This is a genomic window from Aeromonas sp. 75A (genome assembly GCF_051919425.1).
GTDB classification, from domain to species: domain Bacteria; phylum Pseudomonadota; class Gammaproteobacteria; order Enterobacterales; family Aeromonadaceae; genus Aeromonas; species Aeromonas veronii.
The window spans coordinates 666,925-690,426 of sequence record NZ_JBQBES010000002.1 but is presented as its reverse complement, the minus strand read 5'-3'; the positions used below and the strand labels follow the sequence as shown (position 1 = coordinate 690,426).

The following is a 23,502-nucleotide window of genomic DNA, read 5'->3' as shown; positions in this document are numbered from 1 at the left end:
CTTCCTTGTGTCTGAACCACTTTGACACACTATCCCGAACGACGCGTCACCAGAGCCAGCGATCAATCAGGTTGGTTAGTCTGATGCGTGCCCACTGGGCGCAGCAGGGGCTAGGGGCGCCAGAAGTGGGTCCTATCGACCAAGAAGAGGGCGAATGGTCGTTTCAGCGTTTGCACAGCATGCGTCTTGGACCGTTTCGCGGATTCCGCAATCAGGTTGAATTCGAACTCAATCAGCAGTTGACCCTGGTGTATGGTCCTAATGGCAGTGGAAAAAGCAGCCTTTGTGAGGCTCTGGAATACGCATTACTTGGCGCCGTGGATGAAGCTGAAGCTAAACGAATCCAATTGCCCACTTATTTGCGTAATATCCATGAAGGTCGATTTGTTGCTCCCGAGCTACAAGGCTCCACTCCGCAAGGGCCGCAGCAGGTACCGGTGGATGCGGAGCGCTATCGTTTCTGCTTTGTAGAAAAGAACCGCATAGATACGTTCTCACGTCTGGCAGCTCGTCCAGCTGGACAACGCGGAGATTTGATAGCGACCCTGTTTGGCATGGAGCCATTCAACTTATTTGTCAGCCACTTTAATGGTGCTATTACCCAGCAACTGACATTGACTGCCGACAAGGCACAAGCGTTGAATTTGCGTCGTCAAGCACTGGCCGCAGATGAGCAGCGCCGAGATCAGGCGGCTGCGAGCCGCTCTCAACTGGCACAGGAAGAGGCTCTGCTGGCCGAGCAATCTGGCATTGCCCAAGACTATGCGACACTCAAACAGACGGTTGGCACCCCCGAACAGCCTGGTCGATTGTTGGAACTGGATGAGCGGCTTACTCAGCAGATTCCTGCTGTCATCGGACTTACCTCGGAACACTTTGTCCATGCATTGGACACCTTGCAGCGTGAACAACGCACGCTCACCGAGCTCAACCACCAGTGGCATCAACGTAGTGAACAAGTCTCTTTCAAGGGGCTTTACCAAGCGCTTTTGGCTCTCAGGGAACAGCACGGCGATCACTGTCCAGCTTGTGATACCCCGTTGACGAATGTTACTCGGGATCCCTACATACATGCTGAAGCTGGTCTTGCACAACTGCTTGAGCTTGTGCAGCTTGAGACTCAACGAGACCAAGCGAAACTGTCATTGCAACAAGCAGCCCATGAGTTGAGAGGACAAATACATACTCTGTTAGCCTTCATGACAACTGACCCTACCGTCCCCATATCTCCTTCTGCCATTTTCTTGCAGCAGCTGTCGACATTACAGGAGGCAACTTGGTGGACCCCCTTGTTTGACGCTGCCAATAAAGCCTATTTGGACGCGCTGGTTGACACTGCCAAACACATTGCTGAGCGGGACGAAACCATTCGTCAGCAGCATGAAGAGCGTATCCCCTTGCTTGCCGAACGTCAGCGCCTTCAAGAGCTATATGCTCAGATCCGGGTTCAAGATGGCAAACGTAGCCAGTTTGAGACAGAGCTGGCCGCCGCACTGCAACGAATAGCTGCCTTTAATGATGTCAATGCACCATTGGTGGAGGAAGTGCGGCAAGAGCGCTTGCAAATGGAATCAGATGGGCTTTTCAACACTGCCTATAACCAATTTCTTCAATACCTACGTCAATATCGCGAACAGCTCCCTGCTCGATTGATGGCCGGGATCAGCGAGGCAGCATTGGGTCTCTACAACGACTTCAATCGACACGATCATGAACATGACCTGTTGGCTGCACTGCGGCTACCCGTTACCGGTAATGATGTGATTGAACTAGCCTTTCGCGGCCAACCTGAGCGTTTTGTTGATGCCCTCCAAGTGTTAAGCGAGGGGCACATTCGCTGCTTGGGCTTGGCAATACTGATCGCCAAAGCTCAATCCATCAATACGCCGCTGATTATCTTTGATGATGTACTCAACGCCATCGACCATGATCATCGCAGTGGCATCAGGGCCACCTTGTTTGAAGATGAGCGCTTCCAGCAGACTCAGTTCATCGTGACTTGCCATAGCAACGAGTTCATCAAGGATATTCAGAATAATCTGCCACCAGCCCGACAAGCTCACTGCAAACTATATTTGCTTGACCATCATCTAGGGGATCATCAACCCAGAGTCAGAGGAGGAGCTCCTCGGGGTTACCTACTCAAGGCCAGAGCTGCTTGCTTGGAGCGTGACCATCGCTCGGCGTTAACGGCCTGTCGCCAGGCTCTTGAGCATTTGACTCGTAAGATATGGGGTTGGTTGGGCAACCATGATCTGGGCGCCTTACGGTTGGAACTGAATCGCGCCGGTGGTGAGCCTGGGTTGCGCGATCTGTGCGATACCCTGCGTGCGAGACTTAATGCGGCTGCGCATTTTACCCATGATAATAAAGCTCCGCTATTGGCTCACCTCAATACGCTACTAGGCATCCCCCAAACCACGTTGACTTGGACATATTTGAACAAGGGCGTTCATGATGAGGAACGTGATGACTTCGATGCGGTGGAAGTGGAAAGCGTGGTGAGGCTGCTGGAGGCTCTGGACGCAATGTCTTGGCGAGCCCCTAGAAGAGGTTGATCAGAGACATTAAAAGGGAGCCGGTCAGGCTCCCTTTTACATGGTTATGCGAACTGGCAGATCAGGGTCACTACCAGCTGACCCCATTATCCGACCTTAGCGGTTGGTCGCGGCCTTCATCCCTTCTACAAACTCTTTCAGACGAGTCAGCATATGTTCCGGGTTCTGGTGGTGAGTCTCGATGATCTTCACCACGGCGGAGCCGGAGATGGCACCGGCGGCGCCAGCGGCGATGGCTTCACGTACCTGAGCCGGTTCGCTGATGCCAAAGCCGAGCAGGGCGGGGGGCGCCTTGAACTCGCGCAGGGTATTGATCAGGCCATCCACCGGCATACCGGCCTTGGTCTCGGCACCGGTCACGCCAGCGCGGCTCACCAGATAGGTGTAACCACTGCCCAGCTCCGCCACCTGTTTCAGGGTCTCGGCATCGCCATTGGGCGGGGCGATAAAGATGCTGTCGATGCCGAACTTGTCGGCGGCCGCCTTGTAGGGGGAGCACATCTGCACCGGCACATCGGCCACCAGCACCGAATCCACGCCCGCCTGCTGGCACTTCTCATAGAAGCCATCGATGTGGCGCACATAGACCAGGTTGGCGTAGACCAAGAGGCCAATGGGCAGTTGCGGGTACTTGGCTCGGATGCGAGCGAGCAGATCGAAGCAGTCATCCGGGGTGGTGTGGCTGGCAAAGGCCCGCAGGGCGGCGCCCTGAATGGTGGGGCCGTCCGCTACCGGATCGGAGAAGGGAATGCCGAGCTCGAGGGCATCGGCGCCCCCTTCGACCAGCGCATCGACGATGGCCAGGGAGAGTTCGGGGGTGGGGTCACCCAGCATCACGAACGGCACGAAGGCGCCCTGATTGACCGCATCCAGACGGGAGAAAAGTTGTGCGTAACGGTTCATGACAAGGTTCCTTCTTTCTCGAAAATGTCGGCGACGGTGAAGATATCTTTGTCGCCACGGCCGGAGAGGTTGACGATGAGCACCTGCTCTTTCTCCGGTTCACTGCGAGCCATCTTGAGGGCGTGGGCCAGCGCGTGAGAGGACTCCAGCGCCGGGATAATCCCCTCGGATTTGGCCAGCTCCTGGAAGGCGTCCAGCGCCTCCTTGTCGGTTACCGAGGGGTACTCGGCGCGGCCGATGGCGGCCAGATGGGCGTGCTGCGGGCCGACGGAGGGGAAATCCAGCCCTGCCGAGACGGAGTAGGACTCCTGGATCTGGCCCTGATTGTCCTGCATCAGGTAGGAGTGCATGCCAAAGAAGACTCCCTTGCTGCCGTGACCCAGTGGCGCACCGTGCTCGCCGCTCTCGATGCCGTGGCCGCCCGGCTCTACGCCGATCAGGCGCACCGACGACTCATCGATAAAGTCGGCAAACATGCCGATGGCATTCGAGCCGCCGCCGACGCAGGCGATCACTGCATCGGGCAGCCGCTCCTCCTTCTCGAAGCACTGGGCCTTGGCCTCTTCGCCGATCATCTTCTGGAACTCCCGCACGATAGTGGGGAAGGGGTGCGGACCGGCGGCGGTGCCGAGCAGGTAGTGGGCCGACTCGTAGTTGGCGGCCCAGTCGCGCAGCGCCTCGTTGCAGGCATCTTTCAGGGTGCTGGAGCCGGAGTGCACCGGAATGACGGTGGCGCCCATCAGCTTCATGCGAAAGACGTTCGGTTTCTGGCGCTCGCAATCCTTGGCACCCATATAGACCCGGCACTTGAGGCCGAGCAGGGCACAGGCCAGGGCAGTGGCCACGCCGTGCTGGCCAGCACCGGTCTCGGCGATGATCTCGCTCTTGCCCATCCGCTTGGCCAGCAGCGCCTGACCCAGCACCTGGTTGGTCTTGTGGGCGCCGCCGTGCAGCAGATCTTCACGCTTCAGATAGAGGCGGGTCTTGGTGCCCTTGGTCAGATTGCGAGTCAGGGTGAGTGGAGTAGGGCGACCGGCGTACTCGGTCAGCAGGGACTGAAACTCGGCGATAAAGGCGGGATCATCCTTGGCATCGACAAAGGCTTTCTCCAGCTGGAGCAGGGCGGGGATAAGGATTTGGGGTACATACATACCGCCAAATTCACCGAAAAACGGGTTGAGCAGGGTCATGGCTTCTTCCTTGTATTAGCTAAATCGAAACATCAAAAAGGGTTGCGTTACAGGTTGCGTTACAGGTTGCGCAGAGCGCCGAAGGCAGCTGCAATCTTGTGCGCATCCTTCTGGCCCGGGGCACTCTCTACCCCGGAGTTGAAATCAAGGCCGAGGCAGCCCACTTGTGCCGCTTGCAGGGCGTTGTCGGGATTAAGGCCCCCCGCCAGCATCAGCTTGGCTTTATCGAGATGGGCCAGCAGGGCCCAGTCGAACACCTGACCGGTGCCACCGCTCTGGCTGCCTACTTTGGTATCCAGCAGTAGCCGATCGGCCGGGTAGTCGAGGGCGGGCAGCGGCTCGTCGCTTTCCTTGCCAAGAGAGACGCCCACCGCTTTCCAGATCTGGCAGCCAGTTGGCAGCAGCGGACGCAGTTCCTCGATGTAGGCGGCATCCTCATCCCCGTGCAGCTGGACTGCGGCGAGCCCCAGTGCATCCACCGTCTTGGCGATGGTGGCGGGTTGGGCGTTGCGAAATACCCCGACGTAAGAGAGCGGCGCACCCGCCATCACGGCGCGGGCGGCGGGGATGTCTACATAGCGCGGGCTTTTCGCCACAAAGATAAGACCCCCGAATACCGCACCCGCCTGATGGGCGGCGGCGGCATCTTCGGCACGGGTCAGGCCGCACACCTTGTTCTGACCCAGTACCAGCTTGCGCACAGCCGCTTCCAGATCCGGCTCGGCCATCAATGACGAGCCCACCAGAAAGCCCTTGGCGTGGTGGCGCAGATCTGCCACCTGAGCGCGGTGATTGATGCCGGATTCGCTGATCACCACCCGATCGCTCGGAATATCTTTAGCCAGCTGTTTGGTGCGGTTGAGATCGACGCTCAAGTCGCGCAGATCCCGGTTGTTGATGCCAATGACCGGTGCCCCCAACGCGATGGCCCGGGTCAGCTCCTCTTCGTTGCTCACCTCGGTGAGTACGCCAAGGCCCAGCTCTTTGGCGACCGCGAACAGGGCGCGATAGCCCTCGTCGGTGAGCACCGAGAGCATCAGCAGGATGGCGTCAGCCTGATAGTGGCGGGCCAGATAGACCTGATAGGGGTCAATCATGAAATCCTTGCAGAGCACCGGCTGCGATACGCGGCTGCGCACCCGCGGCAGGAAGGCAAAATCCCCCTGAAAGAACTTCTCGTCGGTCAGCACCGAGATGGCGGTGGCGTATTTGCCATAGATGTCGGCGATGTCCTCCGGGCTGAAATCGTCGCGGATCAAGCCCTTGGAGGGGGAGGCCTTCTTGCACTCCAGAATAAAGCGGGTGGAGCCCGCCTTGAGGGCGCCTGCGAAATCCCGATCGCTGGGGGTCAGCTCGCTCTGGAAGCTATCCAGCGGTTGGGCCAGTTTGCGGGCGGCAACCCACTCCTGTTTGGCCGCCACGATCTTGCCGAGGATGGTCTGGCTGATGGAGGCCATGTTCAGAAAAGCATGGGGGGCAATAAGGTCTGACATCTCGTTATCCTTGCGAAACTGGCTCTTGCCCTGTGGGCGTTCTGAATGACTGCTGTGCGACATGGTGGCTGACATCATGCCTCCTGATGGCCAGCATCCTGATGGCTTAAAGTGGCGAGCCGGGCGGCGAGCTCCGCTGCCTTGCCGCTCGCCAGCACTGCCAGCACCTCGGCCGCTGCGCTCTTGAGGTCTGTCGCCTTGCCCGCCATCAGCAGCAGTGGCGCCACATTGGCGGCAATGGCGGCGTTGTGAGCTGGAGTGCCACGCCCTTCCAGAATGGCGGCGGTGATGGCACGGTTCTCTTCAGGCTCACCACCCTGAATGGCGCTGACCGGATAGGTCTCGAGGCCAAAATCAGCCGGGGTGAGCAGAAATTCGCGGATCTCGCCGTCACGGATCTGGGCCACCTGGGTCGGGCCGTGGATGGCAATTTCATCCAGCCCGGCACCGTGAACCACCATACCGGTTTTCAGCCCCAGTGCCAGCAGGGTTTCTGCGATGGGGCGCACCAGCTCGGGGGCATAGACCCCCATCAGCTGATAGGTGGGGCGAGCGGGGTTGATAAGCGGCCCCAGCACGTTGAACAGGGTGCGGGTCTTGAGGGCTTGGCGCACCGGCATGGCATGGCGCACGCCGGCGTGGTACTGGGGGGCGAACAGGAAGCAGATGCCGAGCTCATCGAGGCAGCGGCGCGCCTGCGCCGGGCTCATGTCGAGCTTGATGCCCATTTTGTCCAGCAGATCGCTCGAACCCGACTTGCTCGAGACCGAGCGGTTGCCGTGCTTGGCCACTTTCAGGCCGCAGGCGGCGGCGACCAGTGCCGAAGTGGTGGAGACGTTGATGGTGTTGAGGCCATCGCCACCGGTACCGACGATGTCGCAGAACTCATAATCCGGACGCGGGAAGTCGCGCGCTTCTGCCAAGAGGGCCTCGGCGGCGCCGGCGATCTCCTCCGGGGTCTCCCCCTTGATCTTGAGAGCGGTCAATAAACTGGCGAGAACTATGGGGTCCACTTCGCCACGTACCACCTGACCGAAGGCGTCGCGGGTACTTTCACGGCTCAGAGACTGACCCTGATAGAGGGTGTTGAGATGTTGATGCATGTTGGTCTCCTTACCGCACGCTGCTTTCTGGACGGGTGATATGGGCGAGCGCCTGGGTCAGCAGACGGGCCCCTTCCGAGGTCATGATGGATTCCGGGTGGAACTGGAAGCCCAGTACCCGCTCATCCTGCTGCTCGATGGCCATGGGCATCCCCTGATAGTGGGCAATCACCGTCAGCTCTTCCGGCACATAGGTGGCGACCAGCGAGTGGTAGCGGGCCACCGGCAGCGGGCTCGGCAGACCGGCGAAGGCGCCATGGCCGTTGTGCTCAATCAGCGAACGCTTGCCGTGGACGATCTCGCCTGCCGCACCGACGGTGCCGCCGTAGGCTTCGCACAGGGCCTGATGGCCGAGACAGATGCCGAGGATGGGCACCTGACCACGGGCCAGCTTGATCAGATCAATCAGGCAACCCGCCTCGTGGGGGGCGCCCGGCCCCGGCGAGAGCACCAGCACGGCGTCCCCTTCGCAGGCGGCGATCTCGCTCATGATGCGGCTGGCCGGCAGGCTGTTGCGGTAGATCCGCACCGGATAGCCGAGGGAGCGGAACTGATCCACCAGGTTGTAGGTAAAGGAGTCGAAGTTATCGAGCAGGAAAATGTTAGTCATGGCTCACGTCCTTATGTTGCTCCTGCTGGGCGCTCAGGGCTTGCAGGGAGGTGCCATGGCTGGCAGCGATGGCGGCCAGCACGGCGGCCGCCTTGGCGCGGGTTTCGTCCGCTTCGGCTTGCGGCTTGGAGTCATAGACCACACCGGCACCGGCCTGCACGTGGGCCACGCCCTCTTTGACAAAGGCGGAGCGGATGACGATGCAGGTATCCATCTCGCCAGCGCCGTTGATGTAGCCGACCGCGCCGCCGTAGCTGCCGCGGCGCTTGCCTTCCACCATGCGAATAAGCTCGCTGGCGCGGATCTTGGGGGCGCCGGTGAGGGTACCCATGTTCATGCAGGCCTGATAGGCGTGAAGGGCGTCAAGGTCGGCGCGCAAGGTGCCGACTACCTTGGAGACCAGGTGCATCACGTGGCTGTAGCGATCCACTTTCAGCAGCTCTTTGACGTAGCGGGTGCCGGGCTCCGAGATGCGGGCGATGTCGTTGCGGCCCAGATCCACCAGCATCAGGTGCTCGGCCACCTCTTTCTCATCCTGACGCAGCTCCAGCTCGATACGGCCATCGAGATCGCGGTTGATGCTGCCATCCGGGTTGAAACCACGGCGGCGGGTACCGGCGATGGGGTACATCTCCACATCGCGGCTGGCGGCGCAGAATTTCACCGCGCTCTCCGGCGAGGCGCCAAACAGGGTGAAGCCCTCATCCTGCACGTAGAACATGTAGGGGCTGGGATTGGTCTGCTTGAGGCGGCGATAGGCGGCCAGGGGGCTCGGGCAGGGCAGGGAGAAGCAGCGGGACGGCACCACCTGAAAGATGTCGCCACGGCGGATAAAGCCCTTGAGCTTCTCTACCTCGGCGCAGAACTGTTTGTCGCTCTTGTCCACGCTCATGCCACCGGTCAGGGGTTGGGTGGTCAGTTCGGCGCAGAGGGGTTGCTGGCAAATCTGTTTGAAGTCGGTGAGTCGCTCGGTCAGGCGGGTGTATCTGTCTTCCACCAGGCTTTCGTCGCTATCGCCGCCAAAGATGCAGGCCAGCAGTTGAGTAGTGCGTTCGATATGATCGATGGTGATCAGGGTTTCGGCCACGTAGAAGCAGTAGTCGGGGCAGTCGTTGCTCCCCTGTGGCACTTCGGGCAGATCTTCAAAAGAGGCGATGAGGTCATAGGCAAAGCTGCCCGCCATAAACAGTGCCTCTTTGCCGAGCTGGCAATCAAGCTCCCGCTGCAGGGTGCGCAGCACGTCCAGCACGCTGCTCCCCTTGAGGCGGGAGTCTTCGTCCTGCTCCCGATCGGAGGCAGGGAAGTCGAGTTGCAATTCGCCATCTACCAGCGAGCGGGCCACCACCACGGGCAGCCGTTCGGCCAGCAGGCTCTGCAACTGGGCGCCGTTGTCGTTCAGGCTGCGAACCCGCACGGTGCGGCCACGGCACTCGATGCGCAGGCAGGCATCGACCAGCAGCAGGCTCTGTTTGCCCGCCTTGGAGTCGATCTCCACCGATTCCAGCAGCAGGTTGTTGGGGCGGCCCTGACAGAGGCGGGTATAGAGCGCCAGCGGATCGGCCACATAGGGGGCGTTGAGTTTGAGGGTATCGAATTCACCCAGAGGAAGGCGATGTGTGGCTGTCATAGTGCGTTCCCTTGCGTGTGATGCGTTTTACCGATGTTCATGACGTTGAATTCCTTGAAAATTTAATTGGTCCGGGGTGGCTGGTTCAGGGGCGCCATCGCCAGGTCAGCTTGCTTGTCTGAATTCTCGGTTTCATCACAGGTCCATTTGCCGGATAATAAAAAAGCCCGCTGGGGTCAGCGGGCTTTTTCTTTGGGTTCTTAATTTGCTGTCAGATTACAGGTACAGCAACGACCACACGCCCGCATGTCAGGGAGTGTGCCACCACCAGATGGTCAGGATGGAAGTCGTTTGCATGATAAAGTCCTGTAAAAAGATGTTTGCAATGAAGTGCCTACAGAAAACGATAAAGCCGCGGCCAAGTCAAGTCGCTTTTTAGCCTTCTTTCACCGATTTGCCATGAATGGTGACCTGACCACGAGAGCGGAATAACCTGATGAGATTCGATCTTCACTGCCATACCACTGCCTCCGACGGGGTGCTGAGCCCAGCCGAACTGGTGCGCCGCGCCGCCGAAAAACAGGTCGAGGTGTTAGCAGTTACTGACCACGACACCCTTGCCGGGCTTGATGAGGTGCGCCGCACCATCGACGCCGAGCAACTGCCGCTGCGACTGGTGAGCGGGGTCGAGATCTCCACCGGCTGGGAGCATCACGAAATCCATATCGTGGCGCTGGGGGTGGATGAAAAAAATCTGCAGCTGACCGACTTTCTGGCCGGTCAGTTGGCCCGTCGTGAGGCGCGTGCGCTGGAAATCGGGCGTCGTCTGGAGAAGTGCCTCATCCCCGGCACCTATGAAGAGGCCAAGGCGCTCGCCGGTGATGCTGCCGTGACCCGCGCCCACTTTGCCCGGGTGCTGGTGGCGCGCGGTGTGGCCGACAACATGCAGAAGGTATTCAAAAAGTACCTGAGCCGCGGCAATAAAGGGTATGCCCCGGCCGAGTGGCCCGAGATGAGCGAAGCCATCGCCGCCATTCACTCCGCGGGTGGGCTGGCGGTGCTGGCCCACCCCAGCCGTTACGATCTCACCGCCAAGTGGATTAAGCGGCTGCTGGTGGCCTTCAAAGCGGCCGGTGGCGATGCCATGGAGGTCTCGTTGCCCCAGCAGAGCCCGCAGGAGCGGGCCAATCTGGGCCAGTGGGCCAAGGAGCACGACCTCTATATCTCGGTGGGATCGGATTTTCACTTCCCCTCCAACTGGACCGAGCTGGGCCGCCACCTCTGGCTGCCCAAAGAGGGGATGCCCGTATGGCTGGCCTATCCAAGTCACTTTGGGCTCACCACCGAGCAACACGCCGAGCTGCTGGCGAGTCGGTAACGGCATCAGCGAAGCGGCCACAAACAGGTTAAGGTAGTGTCATGGGTCTTTGACCCGTGACCATACGAGCGGGCAGGTATTGCTGCCCCCATTGCGAGAACAAGCCATGAGTCAGCATTTTTACGTACATCCGGAAAACCCCCAGGCCCGTCTGATCGGTCAGGCGGTACAGATCATCCAGAACGGCGGCGTGATCGTCTATCCGACCGACTCCGGTTATGCGCTGGGTTGCCAGATGGGTGACAAGGGCGCGCTGGAGCGCATCTGCCGCATCCGTCGCCTCGACGCCAACCACGACTTCACCCTGGTGTGTCGCGATCTCTCCGAGATCTCCACCTACGCCAAGGTCGACAACAGCGCGTTTCGCCTGATCAAGAACAACACCCCGGGCGCCTACACCTTCATCTTCAAGGCGACCAAAGAGGTGCCGCGCCGCCTGATGAACGAGAAGAAGAAGAGCATCGGCATCCGGGTGCCGGACAACAAGATTGCCCAGGCGCTCTTGGAAGCCCTCGGCGAGCCGCTGCTCTCTACCACATTGATCCTGCCGGACTCCGAGATGGCCGAGTTCGACCCGGAAGAGATCTTCGACAAGCTGGGCAAGCAGATCGATCTGGTGGTCAACGGCGGTTATCTGGGCGAGCAGCCCACGACCGTGGTCGATTTCTCTGACGACGAGCCGGTATTGCGTCGTCGCGGCGCCGGAGATCCGACCCCGTTTGAGTGATGTTGCTGAACCGGTGACAGTCCCTTCCGCCGAGACGGGGGCTGGCTCCGCGCTACCCATCGCGAAAGTCCTGGGGCAGCCCTATCACGAGCTGCCCCAGGATCTGTTCATCCCGCCCGATGCGCTGGAGGTGTTCCTCGATACCTTCGAGGGGCCGCTCGATCTGCTGCTCTACCTTATCCGGCGCCAGCAGCTCGATATTCTCAACCTGCCAATCCTGCAGATCACCGCCCAGTACATGGAGTACGTGGAGCTGATGCAGGGGCTCAACCTTGAGCTGGCAGCCGAATATCTGCTGATGGCGGCCTGGTTGGCGGAGATCAAATCCCGCCTGCTGCTGCCCAAGGCGCCGGAGCTGGAGGATGAAGATGAGGGAGAAGACCCGCGGGTGACCCTGATCCGCCGCCTGCAGGAGTACGAGCGTTACAAGGTCGGTGCGGAGCGGGTCAATGAGCTGCCACGGGTGGAGCGGGAGATTTATATCGCCGCTGCCTTGCCCCCTGATTTTGGCGCCCTCAAGCCACTGGCGCCCGATGTTTCGCTGGTTGAGCTCGCCCTTTACATGCAAAGTGTGGTAAAACGCGCGACTCATTTCGAACATCACCAGATCCGCCGCGAACAGATCCCGACCCGGGTGCGCATGGCGGAGATCCTCGCCATGCTCACGCTGGGGCAGACCCTGCGCCTTGAGCAGGTGCTGCGCGCCGAAGAGGGGCGCATGGGGGTTCTGGTGACGTTTCTGGCCCTGCTGGAGCTGTGCAAGGAGCGACTGATCTGGATCCTGCAGGCAGAACCCCTTGGCCCAATCCATTTCGCATTGGCCGAGCAGAGCGAGGAGGGCAACCGTGGCGCTGCCCACTGAACGACTCAAGACTCTGATCGAAGCGGCGCTGTTTGTGGCCGGTCGTCCGCTCAATGTCAGCGAGCTGAAAAGCAGCGTGCTGGCGGATTATCCGGTGACCAGTCGCTATGTTCAGCTGCTGTTGGCCGAGATCAGGCAAGATTACAGCTCGCGAGGCGTCGAGCTCAAAGAGGTCGCCTCCGGCTGGCGCTTTCAGGCGCGTCAGGAGTATGCCGAAGAGCTCTCGCGGCTCTGGAGCGAGCGGGCGCCGCGTTATTCGCGCGCCGTGATGGAGACACTGACCCTGATCGCCTATCGCCAACCCATTACCCGGGCCGAGATAGAAGCGATCCGCGGGGTGGCGGTGTCGAGCCAGATAGTGAATACCCTGAAAGAGCGTGGCTGGGTGCGCAGCATAGGCCACAAAGAGGTGGCGGGTCGCCCCGAGCTGCTCGCCACCACCAGAGAGTTTCTGGATTACTTTAATCTGCAGAGTCTGGAGCAGCTCCCCGAGCTGGATCCGGAACTGCAACCCCTGTTGCCCTCTGCGGTGGACGGGGAGAGCGATGCCCGGTGAATGGCGCCCAAGTGTGCCGATGTCACCGAGATATACATTTTTCAACTGTGGCGAGCGCTCCAACCGGCGTTTTTTACAGTTAACCCCGTTGCCCCTTTCACCAGTGGGCAGCGATCAACAATCAGGTAACCCCGATGAGTGAAAAACTGCAAAAAGTGTTGGCCCGCGCGGGTCACGGCTCCCGTCGTGAGATGGAGGCCCTGATCACCGCAGGTCGGGTCAGTGTGGATGGCAAGGTCGCCACACTGGGGGATCGCGTCGAAGTGAACGCCGTGATCCGGGTGGATGGTCACCAGGTCAAGACCCGTGCCGCAGAGGAAGTGATCTGCCGCGTACTGGCTTACCACAAACCGGAAGGGGAGATGTGTACCCGTCACGATCCGGAAGGTCGTCCCACCGTGTTTGATCGTCTGCCCAAGATGGAAGGTGCCCGCTGGATCGCGGTCGGCCGCCTCGACGTCAACACCTCCGGTCTGCTGCTGTTCACCACCGACGGTGAGCTGGCCAACCGCCTGATGCACCCGAGCCACGAAGTTGAGCGGGAATACGCGGTACGTGTCTTTGGCGAGATCACCGAAGCCATGTTGCAGCGTCTGCGCAAGGGCGTGCAGCTGGAAGATGGCACCGCCAAGTTCAACAAGATCAAACCGGCTGGCGGTGAGGGTCTGAACCAGTGGTTCAACGTCACCCTGACCGAAGGTCGCAACCGTGAAGTGCGCCGCCTGTGGGAATCCCAGGAAGTGCAGGTGAGCCGCCTGATGCGTATCCGCTACGGCGATGTCAAGCTGGACCGCGGCATCCCGCGCGGCGGCTGGCAAGAGCTGAAACTGCCGGAAGTGAACTACCTGCGCGGTCTGGTCAACCTGCCGCCGGAGACCGAATCCAAGGTCGATCTGCAGCAGGATGGCAAAACCAGCCGTCACAAGCAGGCCGCCCAGATCCGTCGCGCTGTGCAGCGTCACAAAGAGATGCAGGGCAAAGAGCCGCGCGCTCGCGCCACCACAGCCCGTCGCAAGCCGCAAGCCTCTACCCGCAACTCAGGCACCGGCAGCAAGTAAGCCGATAGCCCGTTGCGAACTGCGTGCCGTTCAAGTGCGCAGTCGGCCAAGCAAAGGCCCGCATCAACAGATACGGGCTTTTTTATTTTCATTGTCCTGTAGTGGTCAACTAAATCCGGACACTTGGTTAGGCCGATCCTCGGCTTTTGCTGGCGGTATCCCGTCATTGTATTGATGTGGACGTCGCCAGTTGTAGTGATCCATCAGGTAATAACTGATATCCCGCTTTGCTTCCCGCAGGCTCATATATCCCCTTGCCGGGAGCCACTCTGACTTCAGGCTTCTGAACAACCGTTCCATCGGGGCGTTATCCCAGCAGTTGCCACGCCAACTCATACTCTGGGTCATGCGATAGCGCCACAGTCGTTGCCGAAATGCCCGGCTGCCATATTGGCTGCCCTGGTCAGAGTGAAACAGCACGCCTGACGGACAACCCCGCTGCTGATACGCCATCTCAAGTGCTTTGATGGCCAGCTCGGCATCTGGTTTATCTGACATCGCCCACCCCACAACCCGCCGGGTATGCAGGTCAAGCACCGCTGCCAGGTAATGCCAACGACCACCTGCCCAGACGTAGGTGATATCGCCACACCACACCTGATTGGGTTGTTGGACATCAAATTCGCGGGCCAGCAGATTGGGAATGTCCGGTCGTTCAGACCGTGCCACCTTATAGCGGTGTGCGCCCGGCTGTTTGGATGCCAGGCCGGCTTCCTTCATCAGGTTACGTACTTTGAATCGACCAATCTGATACCCCAACTCTCGCATCATCGACATCAAGGCGCGGCTGCCAGCCGAATCCCTGCTCTCTTTGAACAAACGGCGCAACTCAGAGCGCTGTTGCATGCGCTCACGGTTAATCGTCCGCCAGCGAGCCAGATAATCGTAAAAACAGGAGGTGGGAACATCGAAGGCGCAGCAGACCAGAGTGATGGGGGCTTGCTCCCTTAATCGGTCTATCAGCGCGAACGTGTGAACTCGTCCGTCATCAAGAGAGCAGTAGCCTTTTTTAGAATGTCCTTCTCACGTTCGAGCCGGTTGATGCGGGCTTCCAGTTCCTGAATTTTTTGCTGCTCCAGAGTCAGTGCTTTGCTGATTGGGGTAGTGCCACTGCGTTCGGATTGCAGTTGCCGAACCCAGCGGCGAAGTATGGTTTCACCGATATCCAGTGAACGACTGGCTTCGGGGACAGAATATCCCTGGTCGAGCACCAGGGATGCGGCTTCGAGTTTGAATTCGGCAGTAAATGAGCGACGTAATCTTGTCATTGAACACCTCAGGTCATGGTGGCGACTGTACCACCTAAAATGGTGTCCGGGATGATTAGACCACTACACCGCCTGCTGGTGCAGCCCAGACGGGCGTATCACAAGACCCCCCACAGTTTTCACCGTTTCTACCGTCATCCCAACTTGCTCAAGGCGGGACCAGAGCAGGTCACGCCGGTGGCACCGGAGCAGGTCTGGGTCGCAGATATCACCTATCTGCCAGCCAGGAGCGGGCCGCTGTACCTGAGCCTGGTGACGGATGCGTACTCACGCAAGATAGTGGGCCATCACGTGCACGAAGGGATGCACGCGGAGTCGGTGGCGATGGCGTTCAAGAAAGCACTGAAGCAACGGTGTGGCAGCGGGGAGCTAATCCATCACTCAGACCGCGGCGTGCAGTATTGCTCGGGGCTGTATCAATCATTACATGAACGGTACGGGGTGAAATGCTCGATGACGGATGGGTATGACTGTTACCAGAATGCGTTGGCGGAGCGGGTGAACGGGATTTTGAAAGGAGAGTTATTGTTGCAAAGCCCGCAGGATTTGGCGCAAGCGCGGGAAATGGTGCGTGAAGCAGTAGATATTTACAACGAGGAGCGGCCGCATCATGCGTTGAAATACAGAACCCCCGATGCGGTAAATAGGGGGTTCTGAGTAGAGAAATGCTAGTTGAAAATGTGTAAACCTATTTCAGGACTAGACAATATACTGATCATGACTTATAGCGATAACCATCAGAAATAGATATGAAAAACTGGATTGGTGATCTGATTATCAGCGTTTTTCAAGATAGTTGTCCCGTAAACCTGTTTTAAGCCGCCTGTTTTTGCTCTGGTTCGGACCGCTCAGGGGTCAGCATCACGGAGTCCAGTCTCTGCCAGTCGGGTAAGTCTGATTGGTATTGCATTTGTCAACCCGCTATCGGTGAATGGTTACACTTCAAGTTGGTCCCCAAGACCAGAACCAGATGGATACAATGGGACATCAAAATAACTCAATTGTCTCTCATATACTTTTGCAAAGTTTTTTGATCCACCTTCAATGCTTCTGCGGCTTTAACCCATGTACCGAATTGCTTTTTGGCAGCTGTTGCAAATTCCTTATGAAACGCTTTCGTTAACTCATCCTTAGTTGTCTTGGATAAATCACCAAATGCAAACCTTGTGTCAGGACTATCCTCCTGGATAACAGGCTCGCCCAACGAAGCTAATGAGCTAGAGATTGCCAACTCTGTAGTTTGAGAGCTCAAAAAAGCACAAGACATGTATGCCAGCTTTTTTAGGTCACGCAAGTTACCTAGTAAATATGCCGAGTTAAAAAACTGGATTAACTCATTTGACACTGGAGCTTCCGCAGGCAGATTGGGGTTAACATTAACTTCCTGCCAGATTCTTTGCCAATCCGACAAAATATCTTCTCTGCATGCACGAAGTGGAGGTATTGTTATTGTTAGCATGGATACACGATCAAAGAAATCAGCATCGAGTATCGTTGCCAATTGCTCAAGTGATTTATTACTCGCACAAACTAGCTCGAAGTCAGATGCTTCCTCAATGTCACTTCCAACAGGGCGAAAACTGTGATGGTTATCTTGAAGCACTCGAACCAGCTTTCGCTGAACCGAAGTTGGTAAATCTTGTATCTCATCCAAGAACAATACTTTTCCATTTGCTTCTTTCAAAAGCCCATTGCGATTCTTTTCCGCCCCAGTGAACGCCCCTTTTACGTGGCCAAACAACATACTATCAACCACTTGAGAATCTAGTCCTCCACATGCGAGCGTAACAACCTGCTTTTGCTTTACCCTACCGACAACGGTTTCAATTAGTCTCGTTTTCCCTGTACCACGTTCACCCAGTACAAGTAACGGAGCTTTGGGAACGCAAGAGAACTGCTTTAACGTTTGTAATGCATTCTGCCTTGCTTTTGATTTAGGGTCTAAATCGTAAAGGGCGTAACCGCTCTCTGAACTTGAAATAGCAGAGATCTCTGCCAGATACGTGTTTACACTGAAATCAACTTTGACAATGCTGGTTCTTTTGGTATCGGGGTTATATTGTGATGACCAGAGGATTGTTTCGCGTGGAAAATGCCCCCGAGCATGAAGAATCAACCAAACAGCATGCATCGCCGGAGTTCCCGGCGATACATTGATATGAAGATGCTGTTCAAGCTTTAGCTCTGGAATAATCTCAGATTCTATTGCGTGATAAATTTCGTTGTGATCAGCTGGGTTCTCGATAGCTACAGTTCGAAAGGTAATCTGTATATCGCCAAATTCATGCTCTTTGTACAGACTGTTATCCCCAGCTGACTGAGTAAGCACAATTACTTTGCCAACATAAACTTTACGATTCTTAAGCCGCTTTAACGCTTCGTCTAATACCTCAACCCCAGCTCTTTTTGAGTGCCAACAAAGCAGCGTGTTTTTGTTATCCAAAGTCACGCCTCCAATACAATTAGGGCGTTTGGCAATTCACTTTGCTTCAGCCTTGTTGCCATGGCAAGTTCGGATTCTTGACGAACCGTAATAGCTAACTGTTTTTTTGTCAGTCGAACAACCTTTGGCTCATAACTTTCTCTAGGCGATCCTGAATCCTGCTTCTTAGAAGTTTCATCCTTAGCCGTTAAAGGTTTGAAATACTCTGGACTGGCGTTAGTGATAACTGGTGGCTCTATACGCCATTTATACTCAATCTTGTGCGAGGTTTTTTCCCGCCAGTTTGCATTGGGTATTTTTTGGTGCTTATCCATATCAGACAAACAATCTGCTTTTATAGGAGATAACTCAACAATGTCTACTTCGCTGACAGAGTACCTCTTGAATATATTATTTTCCCAAGCTTCAAAACCACCAGAAATCATCCCTAGACTCATATCTATGTGCAATTGATTATGGCTATTAGTTAAAAACACATCGAAGCAATTCATCAGCTCTTTTACCTGAGTACCTGTGAGCTTTACGCCTAACTCAAAGCCTTGATCCATACCATGCGCTTGAAAATTGGCCGACATCACCATGCCATGCATTCCATCTACTACAATCGCTTTGGCATGTAGCCATTTAAAACACATCACCGATGCACCAGCCTGTTTCATAGCCAACAACGCTGGCATGGCTGCGGGTCTTTGGCGAGATAGTATGGTGACTTTTAGCCCCGACTTCGCACGTTCACATATTGATTTTACAAGTTGATGGTCCTCTTGCCATCCAAAACTCGATATGATGAGTTCATTTTCCGCTTGATTGATCAACGCTAATGCGTGTTCCCTAATTCGAGCGTCTTCACTCGATGTGACCAGTATTTCAGTTAATTCCCTTGGATATCTGACATTGCCCGGCGACTTATATGCTGAGAATTCACCACGGCTTGTCATATGGTGCTGCGCACTCTCGAAGATTGCCCAACGGAACACATTCACGATCTCAGCTATTTGATGGCGTGAAAGCGAGACCCCCAACTCTTCATTTCGTAAAAGAGCTTCTTCTGTAAGGTTTGCCGTTAAAAGCAACCCTTTCGCATTACCAGTTTCATGTAATGCATCTATAACAACGGCTTTTGCGTGGAAATGCGGCGCAGATGCAAAGTGAACATGTCCAGACAATTTATTTAACATTTCCTTATGTTGCACAAGACACTTCTTACCAAAGTCATCGTCAGGCACATCGCCATCAAGACGAGTCTCACATGCCAATAGTATGTACACACTAACTTTGCGCTTTGCAGCTTTTAGGACAGCAGATTCGACATTCTCATCAGCAAGCAAAAACGTACTAAGAATAACCGAGTGCTCGGCATTATCGATTAATTCGACAACTCTTGATTGGAGCTCATTGCAGAACAAAGAGCTATTAATAGGTTGCGGAGCAGATACCTGTTTAGGTAAAACAGGCAAAAGCACAGGGGGCAACTTGGTATTTGATTGATCAACAATCTTGGTTTCTGTCTTAGTAAACTTTTCAATTAGATTCATCACTATTATTCCTTATAGGTTCCAATCATGGGCAGCAATTACATGCCAGGTACGCTGATTTTGCTGGTCTTCCTCAATCCAAAACTGATTTGCCAGTTCAGCCCTATCAGGTAGTGTAAAATTCCAATCTCTAAAAGGTTCGAGTGCTTTCTCTCTCCAAATTTGGTATTTGCTATTAGTGGCGTACATATTGATATTTTTCTCTAATCTCCATTCAGACCACTTTCTAGCATCCAATTCAGTCAATGATGATATAGAAATATTGTGTAACTTCATCGCATCAAACGAGCCCAACTTGTGAACAGATGGTCTTTTTACACTTACCGAGCGTTTCATATTGATTCGCTCAGATTCAGTAGTATTTTCGAAAACCACTGACAAGATTTCAGTTTGCTCATCCCATTGTTCAAGCAAGCCCTCACTATGCAGAAGTACTTTCAAAACTTGCTGACGGTTGATTGGTTCAACCCGACGTGAAAATATAAGATCCTTTCCGCGCTTCACATCGACATTGCCATCAGTCACATTCCACTCGATGTAATACGGTTTTCCTTGAGGTGAGATGCGCTCACCTTTGAGTTCAATTTTGTCAACGCGTACTTCCGAACCACCACCTATTGGTTCAACCTTCAGGCCACAAACGTCTTTGACTAGTTGAGGAACCTCAACTAGTCGCTTTGCTCTTTCATTTAGCTGGTTTCTGTTTTTTCCAAGTCCGATTGACACTGCACTAGGCTCTGTGTGCGCTTCAATAGTAAGAAGTGGATGAGGCAATAAAGGCTCATGACAAACGCAAAGGCTCCAACATCCATCTTCTGGTACTAGGATTTGATCTTTCTCAAGAGCAATCGATCCTGATTCAGTGAGCCTGTATTGGTCTCGACTAGACTCAGCAAGTCCATATAACCGACATATATTTAGTAACCTATCAGCAACGACACGACGTCCAATTTTATCTCCAAATAAATGCTCAGAGCACTCTGCTGAACTCGCATCTGGATAGTCGTGAAGGAATTGCAGCACGCAGTTAATTTCTGGACGGCTATCTGCCAGCGCGATTTCACCCTGTATGAGCCAAGTTTCAGTCTTAATTTCTCGTTTTAGTATGATGTCTTGGCTCATAGTGCCTCCTGTGATTCAGTCTCAATGGTTGTAGACCAGTATGAATTGCTTGCAAAAGTACCTAACACACCCGATGCCTTTTGCATTGCAGATCGGTTTCCGTACACAATGAGCTGATGCTTGGCCCTCGTAATTGCCACATTCAAGCGATTTGGGCTTTCGAGAAAACTCGTGGGATGATTATTTGCGAAACTAAGCATGACAAAGTCAGCCTCATGCCCCTGAAAACGGTCTACGGTACATATCTGAATATCAATATACGGTGAGGATTTTTCACCTCGATAGAAATGCCTTACTCCGTGATGATTTCCCGTCCACTTTCGTAAAGCTCTACGTATAGCTCGCTCTTGCGCCCGATAGAAAGCCAAAACAGCAACTTCCCAAGGCTTTTGTTGGTTTTTATCAACATGTAGGTTTGATTTTGCCCAAGAATCAAAGCGACTTAACTCTTTTAATATTTCTTCTACTTCAGCGGTAATTTCACCTTCTTTTCCTTTTCGACCTTTAACATCGTGCCATATACAACGATGTGAGCCGTTTCGATATCCCCAGTCCCGCTTTTCAGCCTGGCCATCAGGGCTTTGCAGTGCTTTTTCATTGTATATATGTACTCGGGAAAACTCGGCAATGTCTGGATGCATCCTGTGCTGGTAACTAAGCCGTATTTGTCGTTGATCCAAAACACTGGCTGGAAGTCCATCAGACAGAGCGGTGCCTTGTTTCTGATACTCTGTTCGTTCAAATCCAACTTGCAGTGATTCAAGAATAGAAGGCAGTGCGATCCTACGTACCCTGTCTATTGCAGTGAACGTATCTTTTTCTGAGTCAAATGGTAGTAGCGCTTTGATATCTTCCTCTAACTTGTTAGCAGTTTTAGAACTTCCGTTAGATTCTGTATTTAGGCGCTGTTCGTACATACGAGCCAGTCGCCACGCTAACTGAGATTCCCAGCTATCTGACTCGGTCTTGATTTTTGTACGAGTTAATCTCGAATGCGCTGCAAGTCGCATTTCTAACTTTTTCGGTAACGCAGGTAGCCCCCTTATGGTCGTCAAATCTAGGGGAAGGTGATTAGCATTCTGAGCGATGAACGCTGACGAACCAAGGACTACTGATGCGTAAGGGATAGCTGTCTTAGGTCCTTTAGATGATGCAACCAATACATTTTTGGCCTTTGCTTGCTGATGATAAAATTCAATTGTCTTTTCATCGTCAGTGCAAACCAAGGATACTTCTCGTTTCTGAAAATTAATTTGTCGAGCAGAGAAAACATCTGCGCATGCTTCTCGCTGATAACTATCCTGTAAACATGGCTTCAAATTTACTTCGGTAGCTTCATCATCAACATAAGGCGAAAGCTGTTTTGGGTCTCCCACCATGATCCAACGCTTGGCAAGTACTGCTGGCACCAAAAACTCTTGAAACGTTGTTTTTGATGCTTCGTCAATAATCATCACATCGAAGATTGGCGATGTTGATTGTTTATTTTTGATATCAGGATGCTGAAGCAAACCAATGGTTGTCCCGCAAACTAAATTCGCTGCTTCAAGAACAAGACGTTCAACAATATGTTTACCTTCACCGACCTTACTTTTAAGTAACTTCTGACTAACTGAAATGTGTGGTTGTTGCTGAAGATGTTTTAGCAATCTTGTGCGTTCAGTTTTAACGAACTCTTCCAATTGCCATGGCTTTGCCTTTTGAGAAACGCTTGATTTATCTCCAATCCGCACAGGTAACACTATGTCGCGATAAATATTTTCCTCAGACATCATTCTCTCAAGAACATTGTCAACAGCAACGTGAGTTGATGCACAAAGTAAGATCCGCTTACCTCGCTTTATGAATTGAAGAATCAGTTCGCAAATGGCTGTAGTTTTACCAGATCCTGGGGGGCCCTCAAGGAAGGCAAAGTCTGGTGTATTGAGTGCAATATTTACAAACTCACGCTGCTGAGATGTTCCCTCCCTCGCACCATCAGCAAGAACGTAGTAGTCATCGTTAAATAAGTGCTCATCATAAGGAACATTCGGCCACTTAGCATGATCCTTACCTTCAAACAGCCTCAATAGCGGAAGATGGTGAATAGAAGGTGTGTCTTGTAAGCTTTGTAATGCATTAATCTGACACTTTAACTGGTATGTGTTTGGACGAATAACCAAATAGTCGTGGTCAGGTAAACGATCCAATAACAAGCTGTCATTTTCTACATTTCTGTCTAGGACTGAAATTGCGTTGGATTTATTGAATCCAACATTGCTTTGTGATTTCCCAGTCAAATGCCAACCATAACCGTCTGGACACTCATACGACGACAGCCCATTACCTAATTCACTCGCAATTTCGTCCGCATGCTCCTCAGTTGCATAAGCCATTTTAGGTTTACCGTGACTTTTACAATTTGGGCATTCTCTAGCAGCACTACCCACGGCTTTCCATCTCGCGGGGCTTGCTTCGTATACCGTGTCGGTACTTTCATCTAAAAAGAGCTTTAAGTTCTTTTCGAAATCACCGCAGTTATCAGCTGGCTCAACTAATTGTATCCATACTCCACGTTGAGCATCGTCCAGCTTCTCCCAAGCTATCGCTTTAACAGCCTTCGTACTTTCTAGGTATTTTCGAGTGGTGACTAAATACTTATAAAAGTCACCAAGACCACTCACTGCTTTACTAAGCAGGATGTCTGGCCGGTGAATTCCTAAGTTTGCGTATCTCAATAACGCCATGTTTCGTCCTTTGATCGAATAAGTTGTTTTTCCTAAATATCAAGCATCGTGCCAACAACCTTCGGCATCAAAGACCCCAATGAAATCGTACAGTAAAAAAATAAAGGTATTTCGAAGGGGGTGTTTTTACACCATTGAGTATTTTTTATAACCTTTTTGTGTCGCTTTGTACATCATATTGTAGTGGTCTAATCATCCCGGACACCATTTTTAGGTGGTACAGTCGCCACCATGACCGGAGGTGTCCTAAGCCGACAACCCGTTGCGTACTGCGCGCCGTCAAATAGCGCGTAGTCGGCCAAGCAAAAGGCCCGCACCAGATGGTGCGGGCTTTTTTGTATCCAATGTTTACATCCAATACCCGCCCTGCACAGGCCAAAGGGCGGTGGGTAAGGGGGGGGCG

At 54.3% G+C, this 23,502-nt stretch carries 17 protein-coding genes and 1 pseudogene; 7 read left to right on the top strand and 11 right to left on the bottom strand.

Annotated features, from left to right (window positions below):
* Positions 1-125 precede the first annotated feature (125 nt).
* Positions 126-2,558 carry an AAA family ATPase gene (locus tag ACTG2T_RS03005; RefSeq protein WP_330124153.1) on the top strand — a complete coding sequence of 811 codons (2,433 nt, stop codon included), beginning with the start codon at positions 126-128 and terminating at the stop codon, positions 2,556-2,558.
* A gap of 96 nt (positions 2,559-2,654) precedes the next feature.
* On the opposite strand, the gene trpA is transcribed toward ACTG2T_RS03005, so the two are convergent.
* Genes trpA through ACTG2T_RS02975 form a run of 6 tightly spaced genes read right to left on the bottom strand, consistent with a single transcriptional unit; the run spans position 2,655 to position 9,484 of the window.
* A complete protein-coding gene (gene trpA / locus ACTG2T_RS03000; RefSeq protein WP_330124154.1) occupies positions 2,655-3,461 on the bottom strand; it encodes a tryptophan synthase subunit alpha in 807 nt (268 codons plus the stop codon).
* Positions 3,458-4,651: a tryptophan synthase subunit beta gene (trpB, locus tag ACTG2T_RS02995; protein ID WP_330124155.1), complete on the bottom strand. Its 1,194-nt coding sequence runs from the start codon at positions 4,649-4,651 to the stop codon at positions 3,458-3,460. The genes trpA and trpB overlap by 4 nt, the downstream gene beginning before the upstream one ends.
* 59 nt (positions 4,652-4,710) lie before the next feature.
* On the bottom strand, positions 4,711-6,219 hold the full coding sequence (trpCF, locus tag ACTG2T_RS02990) for a bifunctional indole-3-glycerol-phosphate synthase TrpC/phosphoribosylanthranilate isomerase TrpF (RefSeq protein WP_330124163.1): 1,509 nt from the start codon (positions 6,217-6,219) through the stop codon (positions 4,711-4,713).
* On the bottom strand, positions 6,219-7,247 hold the full coding sequence (gene trpD, locus ACTG2T_RS02985) for an anthranilate phosphoribosyltransferase (RefSeq protein WP_330124156.1): 1,029 nt from the start codon (positions 7,245-7,247) through the stop codon (positions 6,219-6,221). The genes trpCF and trpD overlap by 1 nt, the downstream gene beginning before the upstream one ends.
* Positions 7,248-7,257: 10 nt before the next feature.
* Complete coding sequence (locus ACTG2T_RS02980) at positions 7,258-7,857, bottom strand: aminodeoxychorismate/anthranilate synthase component II (protein WP_005359135.1); 600 nt, start codon at positions 7,855-7,857, stop codon at positions 7,258-7,260.
* Positions 7,850-9,484: an anthranilate synthase component 1 gene (locus ACTG2T_RS02975; RefSeq protein WP_330124157.1), complete on the bottom strand. Its 1,635-nt coding sequence runs from the start codon at positions 9,482-9,484 to the stop codon at positions 7,850-7,852. Before ACTG2T_RS02975 ends, ACTG2T_RS02980 begins: the two co-directional genes overlap by 8 nt.
* Positions 9,485-9,920: 436 nt before the next feature.
* Here ACTG2T_RS02975 and rnm point away from each other — a divergent pair, with 436 nt between their 5' ends.
* The 5 genes from rnm to rluB all read left to right on the top strand — a co-directional run bounded on the left by rnm (position 9,921) and on the right by rluB (position 14,005).
* A complete protein-coding gene (gene rnm, locus ACTG2T_RS02970; protein WP_330124158.1) occupies positions 9,921-10,802 on the top strand; it encodes an RNase RNM in 882 nt (293 codons plus the stop codon).
* Positions 10,803-10,908: 106 nt separating this feature from the next.
* Positions 10,909-11,529, top strand: coding sequence for an L-threonylcarbamoyladenylate synthase (locus tag ACTG2T_RS02965; protein ID WP_005338129.1), 621 nt, complete (start codon positions 10,909-10,911; stop codon positions 11,527-11,529).
* Positions 11,522-12,391, top strand: coding sequence for a segregation and condensation protein A (locus ACTG2T_RS02960; protein ID WP_330124159.1), 870 nt, complete (start codon positions 11,522-11,524; stop codon positions 12,389-12,391). Before ACTG2T_RS02965 ends, ACTG2T_RS02960 begins: the two co-directional genes overlap by 8 nt.
* Positions 12,375-12,947, top strand: coding sequence for an SMC-Scp complex subunit ScpB (gene scpB, locus ACTG2T_RS02955; RefSeq protein ID WP_005350230.1), 573 nt, complete (start codon positions 12,375-12,377; stop codon positions 12,945-12,947). Before ACTG2T_RS02960 ends, scpB begins: the two co-directional genes overlap by 17 nt.
* 134 nt (positions 12,948-13,081) lie before the next feature.
* The gene (rluB, locus tag ACTG2T_RS02950) at positions 13,082-14,005 is read left to right on the top strand and encodes a 23S rRNA pseudouridine(2605) synthase RluB (RefSeq protein ID WP_005347347.1); all 924 of its coding nucleotides are present in this window, start codon (positions 13,082-13,084) and stop codon (positions 14,003-14,005) included.
* 105 nt (positions 14,006-14,110) lie between these two features.
* Here rluB and ACTG2T_RS02945 read toward each other — a convergent pair.
* Positions 14,111-15,273 (bottom strand): IS3 family transposase gene (locus ACTG2T_RS02945; RefSeq protein WP_439973773.1). Its coding sequence is split into 2 segments (ribosomal slippage): positions 14,111-15,018 and positions 15,018-15,273, totalling 1,164 coding nucleotides; the frame shifts between segments, so codons are not numbered across the junction.
* 66 nt (positions 15,274-15,339) lie between these two features.
* Here ACTG2T_RS02945 and ACTG2T_RS02940 point away from each other — a divergent pair.
* Positions 15,340-15,930 (top strand): annotated as a pseudogene (locus ACTG2T_RS02940) (IS3 family transposase); the annotation flags it as partial.
* 340 nt (positions 15,931-16,270) lie between these two features.
* On the opposite strand, the gene ACTG2T_RS02935 reads toward ACTG2T_RS02940, so the two are convergent.
* Genes ACTG2T_RS02935 through ACTG2T_RS02920 form a run of 4 tightly spaced genes read right to left on the bottom strand, consistent with a single transcriptional unit; the run spans position 16,271 to position 23,099 of the window.
* Positions 16,271-17,716, bottom strand: a complete 1,446-nt coding sequence (locus ACTG2T_RS02935; RefSeq protein WP_439973772.1) for a sigma-54-dependent transcriptional regulator — start codon at positions 17,714-17,716, stop codon at positions 16,271-16,273.
* 2 nt (positions 17,717-17,718) lie between these two features.
* A complete protein-coding gene (locus ACTG2T_RS02930; protein ID WP_330125020.1) occupies positions 17,719-19,251 on the bottom strand; it encodes a phospholipase D-like domain-containing protein in 1,533 nt (510 codons plus the stop codon).
* 12 nt (positions 19,252-19,263) lie between these two features.
* The gene (locus ACTG2T_RS02925) at positions 19,264-20,373 is read right to left on the bottom strand and encodes a hypothetical protein (protein ID WP_330125019.1); all 1,110 of its coding nucleotides are present in this window, start codon (positions 20,371-20,373) and stop codon (positions 19,264-19,266) included.
* Positions 20,370-23,099 carry a DEAD/DEAH box helicase family protein gene (locus ACTG2T_RS02920; protein ID WP_330125018.1) on the bottom strand — a complete coding sequence of 910 codons (2,730 nt, stop codon included), beginning with the start codon at positions 23,097-23,099 and terminating at the stop codon, positions 20,370-20,372. The genes ACTG2T_RS02925 and ACTG2T_RS02920 overlap by 4 nt, the downstream gene beginning before the upstream one ends.
* Between the last annotated feature and the right edge of the window lie 403 nt (positions 23,100-23,502).